The 15,956-nt window shown below is 71.0% G+C and carries 12 protein-coding genes; 8 read left to right on the forward strand and 4 right to left on the reverse strand.

The window, feature by feature from the left end; translation table 11 throughout:
• The first annotated feature begins 967 nt into the window (after nt 1–967).
• From ACH4DX_RS32960 to ACH4DX_RS32980, 5 genes are all read left to right on the forward strand, one after another.
• Nucleotides 968–1,618, forward strand: coding sequence for a hypothetical protein (locus ACH4DX_RS32960; RefSeq protein ID WP_398157793.1), 651 nt, complete (start codon nt 968–970; stop codon nt 1,616–1,618).
• Nucleotides 1,619–1,631: 13 nt separating this feature from the next.
• Entirely contained in the window at nt 1,632–1,811 is a 180-nt protein-coding gene (locus ACH4DX_RS32965) for a hypothetical protein (protein ID WP_030567935.1), read from the forward strand.
• A 163-nt stretch (nt 1,812–1,974) separates the two neighbouring features.
• Nucleotides 1,975–2,460, forward strand: coding sequence for a BlaI/MecI/CopY family transcriptional regulator (locus tag ACH4DX_RS32970; RefSeq protein WP_398157774.1), 486 nt, complete (start codon nt 1,975–1,977; stop codon nt 2,458–2,460).
• 93 nt (nt 2,461–2,553) lie between these two features.
• Nucleotides 2,554–3,090: an amino-acid N-acetyltransferase gene (locus ACH4DX_RS32975; RefSeq protein ID WP_398123608.1), complete on the forward strand. Its 537-nt coding sequence runs from the start codon at nt 2,554–2,556 to the stop codon at nt 3,088–3,090.
• Between the two features lie 226 nt (nt 3,091–3,316).
• On the forward strand, nt 3,317–3,652 hold the full coding sequence (locus ACH4DX_RS32980) for an Lsr2 family protein (RefSeq protein WP_030567941.1): 336 nt from the start codon (nt 3,317–3,319) through the stop codon (nt 3,650–3,652).
• Here the strand turns inward: ACH4DX_RS32980 and ACH4DX_RS32985 are convergent.
• Nucleotides 3,631–4,305, reverse strand: coding sequence for an SCO3374 family protein (locus ACH4DX_RS32985; RefSeq protein WP_398123562.1), 675 nt, complete (start codon nt 4,303–4,305; stop codon nt 3,631–3,633). The two genes, ACH4DX_RS32980 and ACH4DX_RS32985, sit on opposite strands and share 22 nt — an antisense overlap.
• Before the next feature lie 465 nt (nt 4,306–4,770).
• Here ACH4DX_RS32985 and ACH4DX_RS32990 point away from each other — a divergent pair, with 465 nt between their 5' ends.
• Entirely contained in the window at nt 4,771–7,293 is a 2,523-nt protein-coding gene (locus ACH4DX_RS32990) for an ATP-dependent Clp protease ATP-binding subunit (protein WP_398123561.1), read from the forward strand.
• 250 nt (nt 7,294–7,543) lie between these two features.
• Here ACH4DX_RS32990 and ACH4DX_RS32995 read toward each other — a convergent pair whose 3' ends face one another.
• The gene (locus ACH4DX_RS32995) at nt 7,544–10,543 is read right to left on the reverse strand and encodes an NACHT domain-containing protein (protein ID WP_398157775.1); all 3,000 of its coding nucleotides are present in this window, start codon (nt 10,541–10,543) and stop codon (nt 7,544–7,546) included.
• A 383-nt stretch (nt 10,544–10,926) separates the two neighbouring features.
• Between ACH4DX_RS32995 and ACH4DX_RS33000 the strand changes: the two genes are divergently transcribed.
• A complete protein-coding gene (locus tag ACH4DX_RS33000) occupies nt 10,927–11,607 on the forward strand; it encodes a M23 family metallopeptidase (RefSeq protein ID WP_398123559.1) in 681 nt (226 codons plus the stop codon).
• Nucleotides 11,608–11,680: 73 nt separating this feature from the next.
• Here the strand turns inward: ACH4DX_RS33000 and ACH4DX_RS33005 are convergent, their stop codons facing one another.
• Entirely contained in the window at nt 11,681–12,265 is a 585-nt protein-coding gene (locus ACH4DX_RS33005) for a TetR/AcrR family transcriptional regulator (protein WP_398123558.1), read from the reverse strand.
• A 133-nt stretch (nt 12,266–12,398) separates the two neighbouring features.
• Between ACH4DX_RS33005 and ACH4DX_RS33010 the strand changes: the two genes are divergently transcribed.
• Nucleotides 12,399–14,048: an MDR family MFS transporter gene (locus ACH4DX_RS33010; protein ID WP_398157776.1), complete on the forward strand. Its 1,650-nt coding sequence runs from the start codon at nt 12,399–12,401 to the stop codon at nt 14,046–14,048.
• 228 nt (nt 14,049–14,276) lie between these two features.
• Here the strand turns inward: ACH4DX_RS33010 and cseC are convergent, their stop codons facing one another.
• On the reverse strand, nt 14,277–15,800 hold the full coding sequence (cseC, locus tag ACH4DX_RS33015) for a two-component system sensor histidine kinase CseC (protein WP_398157777.1): 1,524 nt from the start codon (nt 15,798–15,800) through the stop codon (nt 14,277–14,279).
• Between the last annotated feature and the right edge of the window lie 156 nt (nt 15,801–15,956).

Below are 15,956 nucleotides of genomic sequence, written 5' to 3' on the forward strand. Positions count from 1 at the left end.
GCACTCGGCGCCGTGCCCACCAGCCCTGACTGCGGCATGGCACCCGGGGCTAGGTCCGCCGCCGCATCCGGTGCCGTTATTGCCTTTCCCGCGTCGGGGTCGTCGTTGGCGCGGACGGCGTCGCTGCCGTGCACTTCGTCGGGGGCGGGGGCCGTGGGGGCCGCGGGGGCGGCGGTGGCGGCACCGGCGGCAGTCTCGGTGCCGACGACAGCGCCGCCAGTGCCCAAGGCTTCCGCGACCCCCGCACGCGGCACATCCGGCACACCGGATGTACCGGGCGCACCGCCGGCACCGACCGCACCGGGCACACAGCAGGGACCGGGAACACGGGCTATGGCAGGCACACCGGCCGCACCCACCGCACCAGGCACACCGACCACACCAGGCACACCGCAGGCACCGGGAACACCGGCCGCGGCAGGCACACCGGCCGCGCCACCTGCACCGGGCACCCCGGCCACAACGGCCCCACCGGCCGCCCCGCGCGGCCGCATGGCGAACACCGGGGCCGATGTCCTGCCCTGGATCGGGGCCGGGACGGCCGGGGCCCTCGGGGTGGGAGCGGTCGTGTTCGCGACGGCGCGCCGCCGCCAGGACTGACCTCGCCCGCCCACCGGGCGACGCACGCACGCCGGACCGCACACGGCGCAGGCGGCCGGGATCGCAGCGGCGCGGACGGTCGGGACGCAGCGGCGCGCGCGGCCGATACCGCACAGCGCACGCTGCGGGGACCGCACGCGCACGCGGCCGGGACCGCGCAGCGCACGCGGCCGGGACCGCACGCGCACGCGGCCGCAGAGCGCACTTCCGGACCGCAAGCCCACGCACCCCACACCCCACACCCCCCGGCCCACCCCGTGGCCCCCGCAAAAGGCCAGAGGCCACGCCAAAGCATCCGTTAAGCAGATTTTGTCCCGTTTGCGCTTATCGTCGGTTCATGCCCACGCCATACGGATCCCGGGGCGGAATGGCCTTCGGTGCGCAGGAGCTGCGAGTGCTCCGCCGTGCTCTGGCCCACGCCCTGCACCCCAGTACCGCCCGTTCCCTCGACGCCCAGGCCGTGCAGGACTGCGTACGCCTCGCCCGCGACATCGACGAGGCGGCGCGCGAGAGTGCCAGGCTGCGCGCCTTCCTGGTGGCCGACCTGGCCCGCTACCGGGCCGCGCTGCCCGGTACCGCGGCCGGGTACCTGGAGCTCCTCGACACCGTGCTCGGCACCGGGTACCTGCCGGACGCCGACGACCTCGCGGCCCTGCGCGCCCTGCGCGGCAACCCGCGCGCGGCCGCACTCCTCGGCCGCTGCCTGACACTCGCCGAGCAGGCCGTACGGGAGCGCCTCGCCGCTGTCACGGCGGCCCGGAGCACCGTCGGGCCCGCCCCGTACGGGCCCGTGGTGGTCCGCCCCCGGGTGCCCGGCGACCGGACCCGCCTGCACGCCCTGCCCGGCGGGCTCACCGCGGTGGACGAGAAGAAGCCCGCGCCCGGCGCGAAGCCGCCCGCCGAGCGTCCCGCGCCCCCGCGGGAGCGCCCCCGCCCGATGCCCACCCCGGCCGAGGTGTTCCCGCCCAAACGCCCGGCACGACCCGCCGCCCCCGCGCAGCGCCTCGCCGCGGGCTAGCTACGCTGGGGGCATGGACTACGTCTCCGCGCTCGTGCCCCCCGTAGTGATGGCCGTGTTCTTCGTCGGTCTCATCGTGACGATCGTCAAGACCCAGGGCGGCGCCAACAAGGCCAAGGAGGACGCCGCCGTGGACGCGGCGATCGCCCGCGCCGAGTCCGTTCAGCAGACCCCCAGGACCGGCGACGCCTGACCGTCCGCCGTCCGCCGTCCCGCGGCAGACGGGGCGACCGCGTACGACCGCGCTGTCTCGGCGTACGACCCGACACTCGGGTCGTACGCCCTTTTTGTTACGAAAATGACCGGTATGCCACGTCCATCACGTCATTAGTGACATCGACCACTATTGTTCCACTGTGCCTCGCCCCTTGGGAGAACTCGAAGACGCAGTGATGACACGGGTGTGGAAGTGGAACCGCCCCGTGACCGTTCGAGAAGTCCTGGAAGACCTTCAGCAGGAACGGTCCATCGCGTACACGACTGTCATGACCGTTTTGGACAATCTCCATCAGAAGGGCTGGGTGCGCCGCGAAGCGGAAGGCCGGGCCTATCGATATGAGGCGGTCTCCACCCGCGCCGCCTACGCGGCCGCACTGATGAACGAAGCATGGTCGCAGAGTGACAACCCGGCATCGGCACTCGTCGCGTTCTTCGGCATGATGTCGCCGCAGCAGCGCCAAGCGCTCAGCGACGCCGTTCGCATGGTCGAAGGCCACACGGTCCGCAACGCCGATGCCGATGCCGATGCCGAAGGCGTCGTTCGTGAAGCCGGAGCCCCGGAGGGGGCGGCGGTGGAAGAGGCGCAGAACCCCGCGGGCCCCGAGTCGGGGACCGGGCGATAGCGTCCGCCCATGCCAGCACAACCCGACGAACTGTCCCAGCCGCCCGGCGAACCCCGCGGTCCCGGCGAACCCCCTGAACTCGGCGGGCCCGGCATGCTCCCGGCAAATGCGGTCTCGGTGCGCAGGGCTCGTACCGCCGATGTGCCCGCGGTGCGGGCCCTGCTCGATCCCTACGTCCGGCGGGGCATCCTCCTCGACAAAGCGACCGTCACGCTTTACGAGGACATCCAGGAGTTCTGGGTGGCGGAACGCGCGCCGGGCCAAGGCAAAGCCGGCCCCGTGGTGGGCTGCGGCGCGTTGCACGTGATGTGGGAAGACCTCGCCGAAGTACGCACCCTTGCGGTGAATCCACAGGTCAAGGGCGCGGGAGTGGGACATCGGCTGCTCGGTGAGTTGCTGCGGACCGCTCGCTGGCTCGGCGTACGACGCGTTTTCTGCCTCACCTTCGAAGTCGACTTCTTCGCCAAGCACGGCTTCGTGGAGATCGGCGAGACGTCCGTCGATACCGTCGACGGAGATGTCTACAGCGAGCTGCTGCGTTCCTATGACGAGGGCGTCGCGGAGTTCCTCGGCCTCGAACGAGTGAAACCGAACACCTTGGGCAACAGCCGGATGCTTCTGCATCTGTGATCGTGACCGAGCTATTCCGGGCAGTCACCTGCCCGCGCGGGCTATGTCCGAAACGCGCATGTTTCCTGGGATCCCGTCGAGCTGGTCTCTCCCAGGGGTTTGTGTTTTTCCAGGAAAAGCGGTTTGCTTTCCGACGTACTGCAAGTGCTGCATATAACAGGGGGCGGCGAATCGGCGGCTCACGCCGCATGGTCCGGCCCTGAAGTTATCGATGAAAGGAAATCCGGTGGCACAGAAGGTTCAGGTCCTTCTTGTCGATGACCTCGACGGCGGCGAGGCGGACGAGACCGTGACGTTCGCGCTGGACGGCAAGACGTACGAGATCGATCTCACCACCGCCAACGCAGACAAGCTCCGCGGTCTCCTCGAGGCGTACGTGAAGAGCGGGCGTCGGACGGGTGGCCGCTCCAGCGGTCGCGGCAAGTCCCGGACCGCGACGTCCGGCGGCAGCCAGGACACCGCGCAGATCCGCGCGTGGGCGAAGGACAACGGCTTCGAGGTCAACGACCGCGGCCGCGTCCCCGCGTCCATCCGCGAGGCCTACGAGAAGGCCAACGGCTGACTGCTCTGACGCCGCAGCCGGACCCGGTGGCACTGCGTTGCCGCCGTGTCCACGAGGCGTACGAGGTCGGAGCCCGCGGCGGAGCCGGAATGGGGGTCGGTTCCGCTGCCGTCCGCGCACAGGGCCGGGCTCGGCCCCGGGGCGGACGGCGGTGCCAGTGACGGCAGTGCCGATGACGGCAGTGTCAGCGACGGCAGCGTCGCCTCCACCTCGCAGCCGGGCTCGGGGGCCCGCAGCCACACGGCGGCCCCCGGTCGGCCGACCGCGCCGGGAGGGGTGGGCGCGTCCACGAGACCGCCCGCGCCGATCCCCTTGAGATCCAGGGGAATGCCTCCCCACTCCAGCCAGTCGAGCAGCCCCGGCAGCTCGTCCGCGCTGCCCGCGGCCACCAAGAGCCGCATCGTCTCCCCGTGCAGGGCCACGGGTGCCTTCGGGCCCGCGTGCCGCAGCGCCGCGAAGCCCGCCTCCGCCGGCAGTTCGAGGACGTCGAAACGCAGCCCCGCGCGCAGCCGGACCTCGGCGCCGGGGGCCACGGCCCAGCCCAGGACGTTCTCGTACCAGCACCGCTCCGCCGCCGGACCCCACGGCCCCGACGCCGGGGCGTCCCGCTGACGCGGCACCGGCGGTCGGGGGTGAGGAACGCTGGGGGCCATGCCAGGAGCAACCGGACGAGGCACTCCGGGGTTACGGCCACGTCACACGGTGTCCGGATTCCGTCACTCTCGGTGTCCGGGGCGGGGGTGTGATGGCGTACTCCACGGCGCAAGGGTGTTCGCCCGTAGCGGAGGGAACCGGTGCGCGCCGCATGGAGTGTCCGTGCATACGGGTAGGACATCCCTAGTGGGGAGGGGTGACACGCGGCGTTCAGGTGTCCCGCGTTCGCCAACGGCGTACTCGCAGCAGGGGTGACGGCCTGGCCTGCGGGAACATCGTCTCCCACCATCAGGTTGTGGCATGTGTCGGCGTTGGAGTCAGGAAGCGTTCTCTACCGTAGTGAGGGTGATCCGGACGGGTGTCGGCAGTTGGAATGAGCGGTCCCCGCTTGCGGGACTAAGCTGCGGAAGGACAGGGAGGGGAGCGTCCCCTTACTGCCTGACCGCTCTGAGGAGCGATTAACGATGTTCGAGAGGTTCACCGACCGCGCGCGGCGGGTTGTCGTCCTGGCTCAGGAAGAAGCCCGGATGCTCAACCACAACTACATCGGCACCGAGCACATCCTCCTGGGCCTGATCCATGAGGGTGAGGGTGTCGCCGCTAAGGCCCTGGAGAGCCTCGGGATTTCGCTCGAGGCGGTCCGCCAGCAGGTGGAGGAGATCATCGGGCAGGGCCAGCAGGCCCCGTCCGGGCACATCCCCTTCACCCCCCGTGCCAAGAAGGTCCTGGAGCTCTCGCTCCGCGAGGCCCTCCAGCTCGGGCACAACTACATCGGCACGGAGCACATCCTGCTCGGCCTGATCCGCGAGGGCGAGGGCGTCGCCGCCCAGGTCCTGGTCAAGCTGGGCGCCGATCTCAACCGGGTGCGGCAGCAGGTCATCCAGCTGCTCTCCGGTTACCAGGGCAAGGAGACCGCCACCGCCGGCGGTCCTGCGGAGGGCACGCCCTCCACGTCCCTGGTCCTCGACCAGTTCGGCCGGAACCTCACCCAGGCCGCTCGTGAGTCCAAGCTCGACCCGGTCATCGGGCGCGAGAAGGAGATCGAGCGGGTCATGCAGGTGCTGTCCCGCCGGACGAAGAACAACCCGGTCCTGATCGGTGAGCCCGGCGTCGGCAAGACCGCCGTCGTCGAGGGCCTCGCCCAGGCCATCGTCAAGGGCGAGGTGCCCGAGACCCTCAAGGACAAGCACCTCTACACCCTCGACCTGGGCGCCCTGGTCGCGGGCTCGCGCTACCGCGGCGACTTCGAGGAGCGCCTGAAGAAGGTCCTCAAGGAGATCCGCACCCGCGGCGACATCATCCTGTTCATCGACGAGCTGCACACGCTCGTGGGTGCGGGTGCCGCCGAGGGCGCCATCGACGCGGCCTCGATCCTGAAGCCGATGCTGGCCCGCGGTGAGCTCCAGACCATCGGCGCCACCACGCTCGACGAGTACCGCAAGCACCTGGAGAAGGACGCGGCCCTCGAGCGCCGCTTCCAGCCCATCCAGGTCGCGGAGCCGTCGCTGCCGCACACCATCGAGATCCTGAAGGGCCTGCGCGACCGGTACGAGGCGCACCACCGCGTCTCCATCACCGACGAGGCCCTGGTCCAGGCGGCCACCCTGGCCGACCGGTACATCTCGGACCGCTTCCTGCCCGACAAGGCGATCGACCTGATCGACGAGGCGGGCTCCCGGATGCGCATCCGCCGGATGACCGCGCCGCCGGACCTCCGCGAGTTCGACGAGAAGATCGCGGGCGTGCGCCGGGACAAGGAGTCGGCGATCGACTCCCAGGACTTCGAGAAGGCCGCCTCCCTGCGCGACAAGGAGAAGCAGCTCCTGGCCGCCAAGGCCAAGCGCGAGAAGGAGTGGAAGGCCGGCGACATGGACGTCGTCGCCGAGGTCGACGGCGAGCTGATCGCCGAGGTCCTCGCCACGGCGACCGGCATCCCGGTCTTCAAGCTGACGGAGGAGGAGTCCTCCCGTCTGCTCCGCATGGAGGACGAGCTCCACAAGCGCGTCATCGGCCAGAAGGACGCCGTCAAGGCGCTCTCCAAGGCGATCCGGCGTACGCGGGCCGGTCTGAAGGACCCGAAGCGCCCTGGTGGCTCGTTCATCTTCGCCGGCCCGTCCGGCGTCGGTAAGACCGAGCTGTCCAAGGCCCTCGCCGAGTTCCTCTTCGGTGACGAGGACGCGCTGATCTCCCTCGACATGTCGGAGTTCAGCGAGAAGCACACGGTCTCGCGCCTCTTCGGCTCGCCCCCCGGCTACGTGGGCTACGAGGAGGGCGGTCAGCTCACCGAGAAGGTCCGCCGCAAGCCGTTCTCCGTCGTCCTCTTCGACGAGGTCGAGAAGGCCCACCCGGACATCTTCAACTCGCTGCTCCAGATCCTGGAGGACGGTCGCCTGACCGACTCCCAGGGCCGGGTCGTGGACTTCAAGAACACGGTCATCATCATGACGACCAACCTCGGCACGCGGGACATCTCCAAGGGCTTCAACCTGGGCTTCGCCGCCCAGGGCGACACCAAGTCCAACTACGAGCGCATGAAGAACAAGGTCTCGGACGAGCTGAAGCAGCACTTCCGGCCCGAGTTCCTCAACCGTGTGGACGACGTCGTCGTCTTCCCGCAGCTCAGCCAGGGCGACATCCTCGAGATCGTCGACCTCATGATCACCAAGGTGGACGAGCGCCTGAAGGACCGGGACATGGGCATCGAGCTCTCCCAGTCCGCCAAGGAACTCCTCGCCAAGAAGGGGTACGACCCCGTCCTGGGTGCGCGGCCGCTGCGCCGCACCATCCAGCGCGAGGTCGAGGACACGCTCTCCGAGAAGATCCTCTTCGGTGAGCTGCGCCCCGGTCACATCGTGGTCGTCGACACGGAGGGCGAGGGCGAGACCAAGACCTTCACCTTCCGCGGCGAGGAGAAGGCGGCACTGCCGGACGTGCCGCCGATCGAGTCCGCCGCGGGTGGCGGGCCGAATCTGAGCAAGGACGCGTGACGCGGGCGCTCCGCCCGAGCGGCGCGTAGGGGCTGCCCCGGACCTTCGGGTCCGGGGCAGCCCCTTTTCCGTGTTTGTACGGTCGTGGGAGTGGCGTGTTCCAGGAGGTGTCCCGTTCCACTCGTGGAGCCGTAGTGCTGTGATTCCGGAGGGTGAATTCCCAGGTAGGAATGTGGTCGGACGCAAGCCCGGCAAGAGGCGGGCTCAAGGATTCGGCGCGTCCTTGCCGCACGGATATCGGCCGCTCGGTTCAGGACGGGTGCTGGGGCGGTGCCGCGGCATGGTCTTGCCAGTGGGCGGGGAGATCCAGGCGTTCGACGCCGGGGAAAAGCACCCGGGCGCGTGCCAGGGCGGTCGCGGATGCGGGCTCCCAGGCGCGCGGGCTGAGCAGCGTCAGCTCGGTGACGCCGGGGAGGGTCAGTCCGGCGGGTGCGTGGGCGAGGCTGTCGGCAGGCACGGTCAGTCCGGTGAGGTGGGGCAGGAGGGCGAGGTTCCGCCATGCCGCCTCCGAGTCGGGGAACGCATCGATGCTGCTGAAGTTGAGGCGGCGCAGTCCGGGCCAGCGGCCGATGGGGTGGAGATCCCAGTTGTCGAGGCCGGAGCTCAGGAACATCGCGAACGTGTGCAGGGGAGCCTCGGCGGGGATCTGGTCCAGGGTCCAGGGCTCTCCGTTGTTCACGACGTGCAGAACCTGGAGGCGCCCCAACGCCGCCAGAGCGTCCTGCGTGAGACCGGCGGGCGAGGTCCCGAGGTACAGGTACGTGGGCTCGCACACGGCGATCAGGTGGGATGCCGCCTCGGGCGACACCCCGCCGCGGATCTCGAGGTGCTCCGGCCGCAGGCCGAGCCACATCAGCTCCTCCACGTGCTCGTCCGTGTGGAAGGTGAAGTGCGTCGAGCCGTCGTCCAGGCGGGCCACGATCTGCTCGGCGTACGCACGGCAGTCGAAGCGGTGCCAGCCCCACATGAGCTGACTGCGCACCGTCTGGTCCGGGTGGTCCACGTACCGGGCGAGGAACGGGATCGCCGCGTCCGAGCGCACATGGGTCGCGGCGGTCACCACGTGCCGTGCGGCGTCGCCGGAGACGTCTTCCGGGCCGGGGAGCAGGTCGAGGATCATCGGCCCCACGGCCGCGAGGTCCCGCGCGTCCTCCGGGCCACGGGGCGGGATCAGTTCGGCCGTCCGCCGCTCGACCTCCTGCCGCACCGAGGGCGCCAGCTCCGCCGCGTGCTCGAGGCAGGCCGCCGCGAGGAGGTGCGCGCGCTTCCGGGCGGCGGATTCGGTGCGCGTGTCGGCGTACGCGAGCAAGTCACCGAGCAGCTCGGCACGTTCGCGGGGGCGGGCCTGGGCGACCGCCATGCGGATGACGTCCTCCCACTGGTCGTCCGCGCCGTGCCGGGCGAGCACCCCGAAGTCGCCCTCGTCCACGGCGGCCCGCGCGCCGAGGAAGTCCTGGAAGGTGCGGTGCACGAACTCCACGGTGTCCGGGCCGGGTTCGCGCAACAGCCCGCTGCGGTGCAGGAAGTGGGCGTACACCGCGTCGGCGTCACCCAGGGCGGCGAGTTCGGGGACGGCGGGCAGGGCGTCCCTGATGATCGTGGTGGCGCGGGTGCGGTCGAGCTCCGTACGGCCGTTGCGGATCAGCCAGTAGGCGAGCCGCTGCAAGATCTGGAGCTGGGGCTCCTCGCGGAGTTCGGGCACGTGCAGATGGCGTTCGCGGTCGCGGCGGATCAGGAGCATGGACAGGGCGGCCGTGTAGAGGTCCTTGCGGCCGAGCGGCAGGAAGCCGCGGCGGTCCCGGTGCAGGGCGCACAGCAGCCCGCACAGCAGCGGGTTGGTGGCGAGCCTGCCCAGTTCGGGCTTGCCGCGCACGGCGTCGAGGAGCTGGGTCCGGTACGCCGCGAGGGCAGCGTCCCGCTCCGGTGAGCCGGTCGCCGCGGCCCGGTGCCAGCGCCCGATGAACGTCGCCACGTCGGCCGTGCTCATGGGCGCGAGGGTCAGCTCCGTGAAGTCCTCGTCGGCGAGCCAGTCCTGGCGTACGGCGGACGGCCGGGACGTCACCAGCCAGCGGTTGCCGGGGTAGGCGTCCATCAGGTCCGTCAGCCACGCGCGCGTGCGGGCGCGCTCGGCCTCGGGCACCTCGTCGATGCCGTCGACGAGGACCAGGGCGCGGCCCGCGGCCAGGACGCGGGACTCCCAGCCGTCCGGCTGGGACCCGGCGAGCGGTGACACCGCGGTCAGGAAGTCCTTCGGCGCGGGCAGGCGCTCGCCGTGGGCGGTCAGGGTGCGCAGGGGCAGGACGTAGGGGACGCGGTCGCGCAGATAGGCCATGCGCGCGCCGGGGCGGGGGGCGGCGGCGGAGACCGCGAGCCACTGGACGAGGGTCGTCTTGCCCGAGCCCGCCTCACCGCGCAGGAGTACGCGGTCGTGCGTGGCGAGGGCCTCGTCCGCGGGTCGGGGCACCGCGTCGAGGTCCGCCTCGCGGATCGGGTACAGATCGTCCCCGATCCGCACCTCGCCCAGGGCCCTCCCCTCGCCGGTCGCCGTCAGGCTCAGATAGGCCGCGTCCAGGGGCCAGGTGCCCGGCGAGTCCGCCAGGTCGATCCCGAAGATCGTCAGCTTGCCGTGCTTCTTCGCCACATGGGCGAGGTAGCGCTGCTCGAACCGCGCGTCCTCCGTGCCCGGGAGCGGGTTCCGCGCGATCAACTCGTCAACTTTGGCTATGAGTTCCGCCTGGTTGCGGCTCTGCTCCACGAGGGTGCGGGCCACGAACGCCGAACGCTGCGTGAAGAAGTTCAGGACGTGCAGGCACGCCGTGGTCAGCAGCCGTTCGTAGAAGTACTCGGCGTCCGCCGACAGGTCCCGTGCCGGATCGCTCCCGGCACGGCGCAGCCTGTTCGCCAGTTCCTGATGGCCGAGCGACACCGCCTCCACGTCCGTGAGGGTGAGGGTGCCGAGCGCGAGCAGCGTGCCGGTCAGGGCGTGGACGACGGCTTCCTCCTCGTCGCGGGGGAGGGGGCGTTCGCCGTGCCCGGGGGTGCGTACGGCGTGCCGGACCAGCTCGGTCACCAGTGCGCGCACGTCCTTCTCGGCGAGGTGGCGCCGCTCGCCGCGGAACGACACCAGGCCGTCGACGCGCACCGGTGCGTCCACCAGGCCCGCCCCCGGTCCTGGCCGCGCGAACAGCTTCCTGACCAGCGGGGAGACGACGCCGGACGCGATGCGGATGCCAAGGGCCGCGGGATCCATGCGCGAGAGCGTAGTGGGCGTAGCGGGCGTCACATCCGGAGGGTGCGGAAGCGCGTCGTCCGGTGATGTGACGCACAGGGCATACGTCACATACGAGGTTTGATAGTGGCCGTCCCGGGCACGACGGCGCGCATCACCCCTGGGGGACGACCGAAGAAGCCGAAGGCGGTGAGGAAACCGCCGGAAACGGACGTCTCGGGTACGGCCGCGCCTAGTAGAGGGGCTGCTTGAGCGCGGGGCGGGGTGGGGGTTACCAAGGGATGGCCGTCCGGCATGCGCAGTCCGTGTGCCGGATTCCCTTTTGCCTGCACCACCCCGTCCTGCCCGCTCCACCCCGTCCCCCCTGCCTTGCTGCCTTGCTGCCCCGCCCCGGAGGTTTCCCCATGCTGAAGCGCGCCACGACTCACTCTTCCGCCCCGTCCCCGCGTCGTGCCCGGGCGGCCGTACTCGCCGCCGGTGTCGGTGTCACGACGGTGCTCGGAGCCGGGTTCGCGGCCGCCGCCGACGCCAAGGGCTCGGTGCCGTCCGTGACCGCCTCGTCCGTGGGCGCCCAGGCCGCCGCCCAGGCCAAGGCGGCCGAGCACGCCAAGCAGGCCGCAGGAAAGAAGGCCGCGCAGGCCAAGCAGGCCGCCGCCAAGAAGGCCGCCGCCTGGCAGGACCCGGTCGAGAACTACCGCCTGTCCGCGAGCTTCGGCCTCGGCGGCAGCATGTGGTCCCACAAGCACTCCGGCCAGGACTTCGCCGTGCCGATCGGCACCGTCGTGAAGTCCGTGCACGCCGGCACCGTCGTCAAGGCGGGACCGAACGGCGCCGGTGACGGTCCCGCGTACGGCAACGCCGTGGTGATCAAGCACGCCAACGGCACGTTCTCCCAGTACGCGCACCTGTCGAAGGTCGAGGTCCGCCCCGGCCAGGCCATCGGCACCGGCCAGCGCATCGCCCTGTCCGGCAACACCGGCAACTCCAGCGGCCCGCACCTGCACTTCGAGATCCGCACGACGCCGAACTACGGCTCGGCCGTCAACCCGGTGAACTTCCTGCGCGAGCAGGGCGTCCGCGTCTGATCCCCCGCGCGTGACGCCCCGGCTCGGGCGTGGTGGGCCCGCGTCGGCTCGGGTGTGGTGAGCCCGGGCCGGCTCAGGTCCCGTTGTGCGCCTGGGTCACCAAGTCGATGGCGACCTCGAGGATGGCTTTCCGCTTCTCCTCGGGGTCGCCTTCGGCGTCCCTGAGCACGAACATCCCGCCGTGCATCGTGAACAGCGCGCTGAAGCAGCGCACCTGTGCGGTCAACGGCGTCGACAGGTCGTCGTGGCGGAGGATGTCGAGGAGCTGGAACATCCGGTCCTTGAAGCTCTCGCCCGTCTTCAGGTCGCGCATCGTCGCCTGGTTCTCCTGCATGAAGCGGAAGAGCGGGGCGCCCTCGTCCAGGATGCCGCTGTAGCGGGTCAGGATCGTGCGCTTGGTCTCCAGGGTGCGCGGCTGCTCCTTGCCCCAGGCGATCAGCTCGTCGATGGGCCGCGTCAGATCGTCGAAGATGCTGGTGAGGATGTCTTCCTTGGTCTTGAAGTGGTAGTACAGCGCCGCCTTCGTGACCTCGAGGCGCTCGGCGATCTCGCGCAGGGACGTCTTCTCGTACCCCTGCTCGGCGAAGAGTGCGAGTGCCACGTCCTGGATGCGCTGACGGGTGTCCCCGCGGCGCCGCTGCCTGCCTGTGCTGCCCATGGTGGCGATCCTCGCACTTCTCCCCGGCCCAGCCCGAACTTACTTGACGCCCGGCTAGTTAAGGGTCTACTTTCCTCCACTGTAGCCAACTTGCCGGGCGGCAAGTAAGTACGGGGAAGTGGGGACGGGAACCATGGCGGGAACCAGCGTGGCGGTCGGGGCGGCCGACCGGACGGTGCAGAACTCGGCGGAGAAGGAAGCCGGGGGGACGGCGAGGAGGAAACAGGGGGGAGGGGAGACCCCGGAGCCGCGCAGCGTACGCGTCGTGATCTTCGCGCTGATGGTCGCGATCCTGCTCGCGATGCTCGACAACATGATCGTGGCGCCCGCGATGCCGACCATCGTCGGCGACCTCGGCGGCCTGGAGCACCTGTCGTGGGTCGTCACGGCGTACACCCTCGCGACCGCGGCCTCCACCCCGATCTGGGGCAAGGTCGGCGACATGTACGGGCGCAAGGGCGCCTTCCTCAGCTCCATAGTCATCTTCCTGGTCGGCTCCGCGCTCAGCGGTATCGCCCAGGACATGGGGCAGCTCATCGCCTTCCGGGCCGTACAGGGCCTCGGCGCGGGCGGTCTGATGGTCGGCGTCATGGCGATCATCGGGGAACTGGTGCCGCCGCGGGAGCGCGGCAAGTACATGGGCATGATGACCGGCGTCATGGCGGTCGCGATGATCGGCGGCCCGCTGGTCGGCGGCACCCTCACCGACCACCTCGGCTGGCGCTGGGCCTTCTACATCAACCTGCCGCTCGGCGTCGTCGCCCTGTTCATGGTCAGCGCCGTGCTGCACCTGCCGAAGAAGCGGGCGGAGGGGCGCATCGACTACCTCGGCGCGGCCCTGCTCACCGTCGGCATCACCTCGCTGGTGCTCGTCACGACCTGGGGCGGCACGGAGTACGCCTGGAGCTCGGCCGTGATCATGGAGCTCATCGGGCTCGGCGTCGCCTCCCTGGTCGGCTTCTGGTTCGTCCAGCAGAAGGCCGCCGAGCCGATCATGCCGTTCCGGATCTTCCGCAACCGCAACTTCTCGCTCATGGCCGTGGTCGGCTTCCTCACCGGCTTCGTGATGTTCGGAGCGATGCTCTTCCTGCCGCTCTACCAGCAGGCGGTCCAGGGCGCGTCGGCCACCAACTCCGGGCTGCTCCTGCTGCCGATGCTGCTCGCGATGATGGCCGTCTCGATGTTCGCGGGGCGGTTCACCACCGCCACCGGCAAGTACAAGGTCTTCCCCGTCGCCGGCAGCGTCCTGATGGCCGCGGGCCTGTTCCTCCTGTCGCAGATGGACACCGAGACCTCCCGTCCGACCTCCGGGCTCTACATGGCCGTCCTCGGCGCGGGCATGGGCTGCCTGATGCAGATCACCATGCTCGTCGCGCAGAACAGCGTCGAGATGAAGGACATGGGCGTCGCCTCGTCCACGGCCACGCTGTTCCGTACGCTCGGCTCGTCCTTCGGTGTCGCGATCATGGGCGCGCTGTTCAACAACCGGGTGCAGGACGAGATGGCGGCGCGGGCCGCCGGGGCGGGCGGCGATGTCGCCCGGGTCACCGAGCACTCCGCCCAGCTCGACGCGGACAGCCTCGCCAGGCTGCCGGAGGCGGCACGCGACGCCTATCAGCACGCGGTGTCCTCAGGTACGCACCTGGCGTTCCTGCTCACCGTGGTGGTGGCGCTCGGCGCGCTCGCCGCGGCGGTCTTCGTGAAGGAGACGCCGCTGCGCGGGTCCGGGCCCGCCGACCAGAAGCAGGCCGGTGCCGCGGGTGGGGACCCCGCGCGCGGATAGCGGAACAGGACGGCGGCAGAGGCCGTCCGATTCCGCGGCGTCCGCCCGGCCGCACGGCCCCCGGAACCGAGCGAGAGCTCGGCGCCGGGGGCCTGTTCGTGCCACGTGCCGGAGGGCCGGCGCACTACTTGGCAAAGGGCTGGCCCCCTACTTGGCAAAGGGCTGGCCCCCTACTTGGCAAAGGGCGGGCCCCCTCCTTGCCGAAGGGGCCCATTACTTGCCGGAGGGCTATTTGTCCCACTTGTCGGGGAGCTGGAGCATCGGGAAGCTCCCGGTGTTCGTCGGCGCGTGCTCGGGCAGCCAGAGCACCGCCACCGCCCCCTCGGCGGGCTCGTCGGGTGCGGACCCCGGCGGTCGGATGTTGCGGAACGTCAGCCGCGCGCCGAGCACCTTGGCCTGGCCTGCCGCGATCGTCAGACCCAGGCCGTGGCCGCGGCCCGCGCGGTCGGCGGACCCGGTGCGGAAGCGGCTCGGGCCCTCCGCGAGCAGGGCCTCGGGGAAGCCGGTCCCGTGGTCGCGCACCCGGACGACGCGGCCCTCGACGCTGACCTCGATGGGCGGCTTGCCGTGCTTGGCGGCGTTGGCGACGAGGTTGCCGAGGATGCGCTCCAGGCGGCGTGGGTCGGTGGTGACGATCGACTCGTGCACGATCGTCACCCGTACGTCGTGACTCAGGACGGCCATGCGGCGGCTGACGAACTCGCCGAGCGTGATGTCCTGCAACTCGGCGCGCTCGGACGCGGAGTCGAGCCTGGCCACCTCGAGGACGTCCTCGACGAGGGTGCGCATCGCCTGGGCGCGGTCCTTGACCAGCTCGGTCGGCCTGCCGGGCGGCAGCAGTTCGGCCGCCGTGAGCAGCCCGGTCACCGGCGTGCGCAGCTCGTGCGCGATGTCGGCGGTCACGCGGCGCTCGGCTTCGAGGCGCTGCTTGAGGGCGTCGGCCATGGCGTCGACGGCCTGCGCGAGGTCGTCGGTCTCATCGCGTACGTAGCCGCCGATGGCCTCCCGCACGGTCACATCGGTCTGGCCCTGCGCGACCTCGCCCGCGGCCGTGGCGGCCTCGCGCAGCCGGCGGGCGATCTGGCCGCCGATGAGCACGCCGAGGGCGCAGCCGCCGAAGACGACCGCGATGGAGCCTATGACGAGGGCCTGGTCGAGGTCCTTCATGATGGCCGCGCTGCGGTCGGTGAAGCGGGTGTGCACCGACAGGACGTGGCCGTCGCTCAGCGGCACCGCGCCCCAGATGTCCGGTACGCCGTCGGCGTGCTCCTGCACATACGTCGCGCGGCGGCCGGTGAGGACCTTGCGCCGCAGCTCCTTCGGCAGCTGCGGGTCGTCGATCTTGGTGCCGTAGAAGGCGCTCGTGGTGCCGCGGGACTGGTAGTTGCGCTGGGCGATCTGGACGCGCTCGTCCTGGAGGTCGCGGGCGTTGTCGAGCATCGAGACGCGGGCCGCGTTGTGGACGACCAGGCTCAGCGCGACGGCGACGAGCGCGCCCACCAGGGCGATGGCCGCCGCGATCTTCCAGCGCACGCCGGTGCGCAGCCTGGCGCCCGTGAGGTCCCGCAGGCGCCAGGTTCCACGGGGGCGCCGCAGGGCTTCCAGCCGGTCCCGCAGCCCGCGAAGCGGCCCCGAGGCCCCGCCTCCGAACCCCGCCCGCACCGGGCCTGCCCCTGCCTGAGGGCTTGTCCCTGTCCGGGGGCTTGTCCGTGTCCGCGCCGGGCCTGCCCCCGCCCGCGGGCCTTTCCCCACCCGCGCCGGGCCTTTTCGTACCCGCGTAGGGCCTGTCCCTACCCGCACAGGGCGTTCCGCACCCGGTCCAGGGCGGTGTGCGCCCGGCCCGGAGCGGGCTTCGCCCGACCCGGGAGGCGTCGGCTCGTTCATGTCACCGCCCATGGGTGACCCCTG

It is taken from the genome of Streptomyces sp. NPDC017940 (genome assembly GCF_044328435.1).
Classification (GTDB): domain Bacteria; phylum Actinomycetota; class Actinomycetes; order Streptomycetales; family Streptomycetaceae; genus Streptomyces.

Bases quoted from the DNA above. Each gene is read 5' to 3' on its own strand.
- ACH4DX_RS32960 (WP_398157793.1), top strand. From the start codon at position 968: ATGGCCTTCGGTGCGCAGGAGCTGCGAGTGCTCCGCCGTGCTCTGGCC.
- ACH4DX_RS32965 (WP_030567935.1), top strand. From the start codon at position 1,632: ATGGACTACGTCTCCGCGCTCGTGCCCCCCGTAGTGATGGCCGTGTTC.
- ACH4DX_RS32975 (WP_398123608.1), top strand. From the start codon at position 2,554: ATGCTCCCGGCAAATGCGGTCTCGGTGCGCAGGGCTCGTACCGCCGAT.
- ACH4DX_RS32985 (WP_398123562.1), bottom strand. From the start codon at position 4,305: ATGGCCCCCAGCGTTCCTCACCCCCGACCGCCGGTGCCGCGTCAGCGG.
- ACH4DX_RS32990 (WP_398123561.1), top strand. From the start codon at position 4,771: ATGTTCGAGAGGTTCACCGACCGCGCGCGGCGGGTTGTCGTCCTGGCT.
- ACH4DX_RS32995 (WP_398157775.1), bottom strand. From the start codon at position 10,543: ATGGATCCCGCGGCCCTTGGCATCCGCATCGCGTCCGGCGTCGTCTCC.
- ACH4DX_RS33000 (WP_398123559.1), top strand. From the start codon at position 10,927: ATGCTGAAGCGCGCCACGACTCACTCTTCCGCCCCGTCCCCGCGTCGT.
- ACH4DX_RS33005 (WP_398123558.1), bottom strand. From the start codon at position 12,265: ATGGGCAGCACAGGCAGGCAGCGGCGCCGCGGGGACACCCGTCAGCGC.
- ACH4DX_RS33010 (WP_398157776.1), top strand. From the start codon at position 12,399: ATGGCGGGAACCAGCGTGGCGGTCGGGGCGGCCGACCGGACGGTGCAG.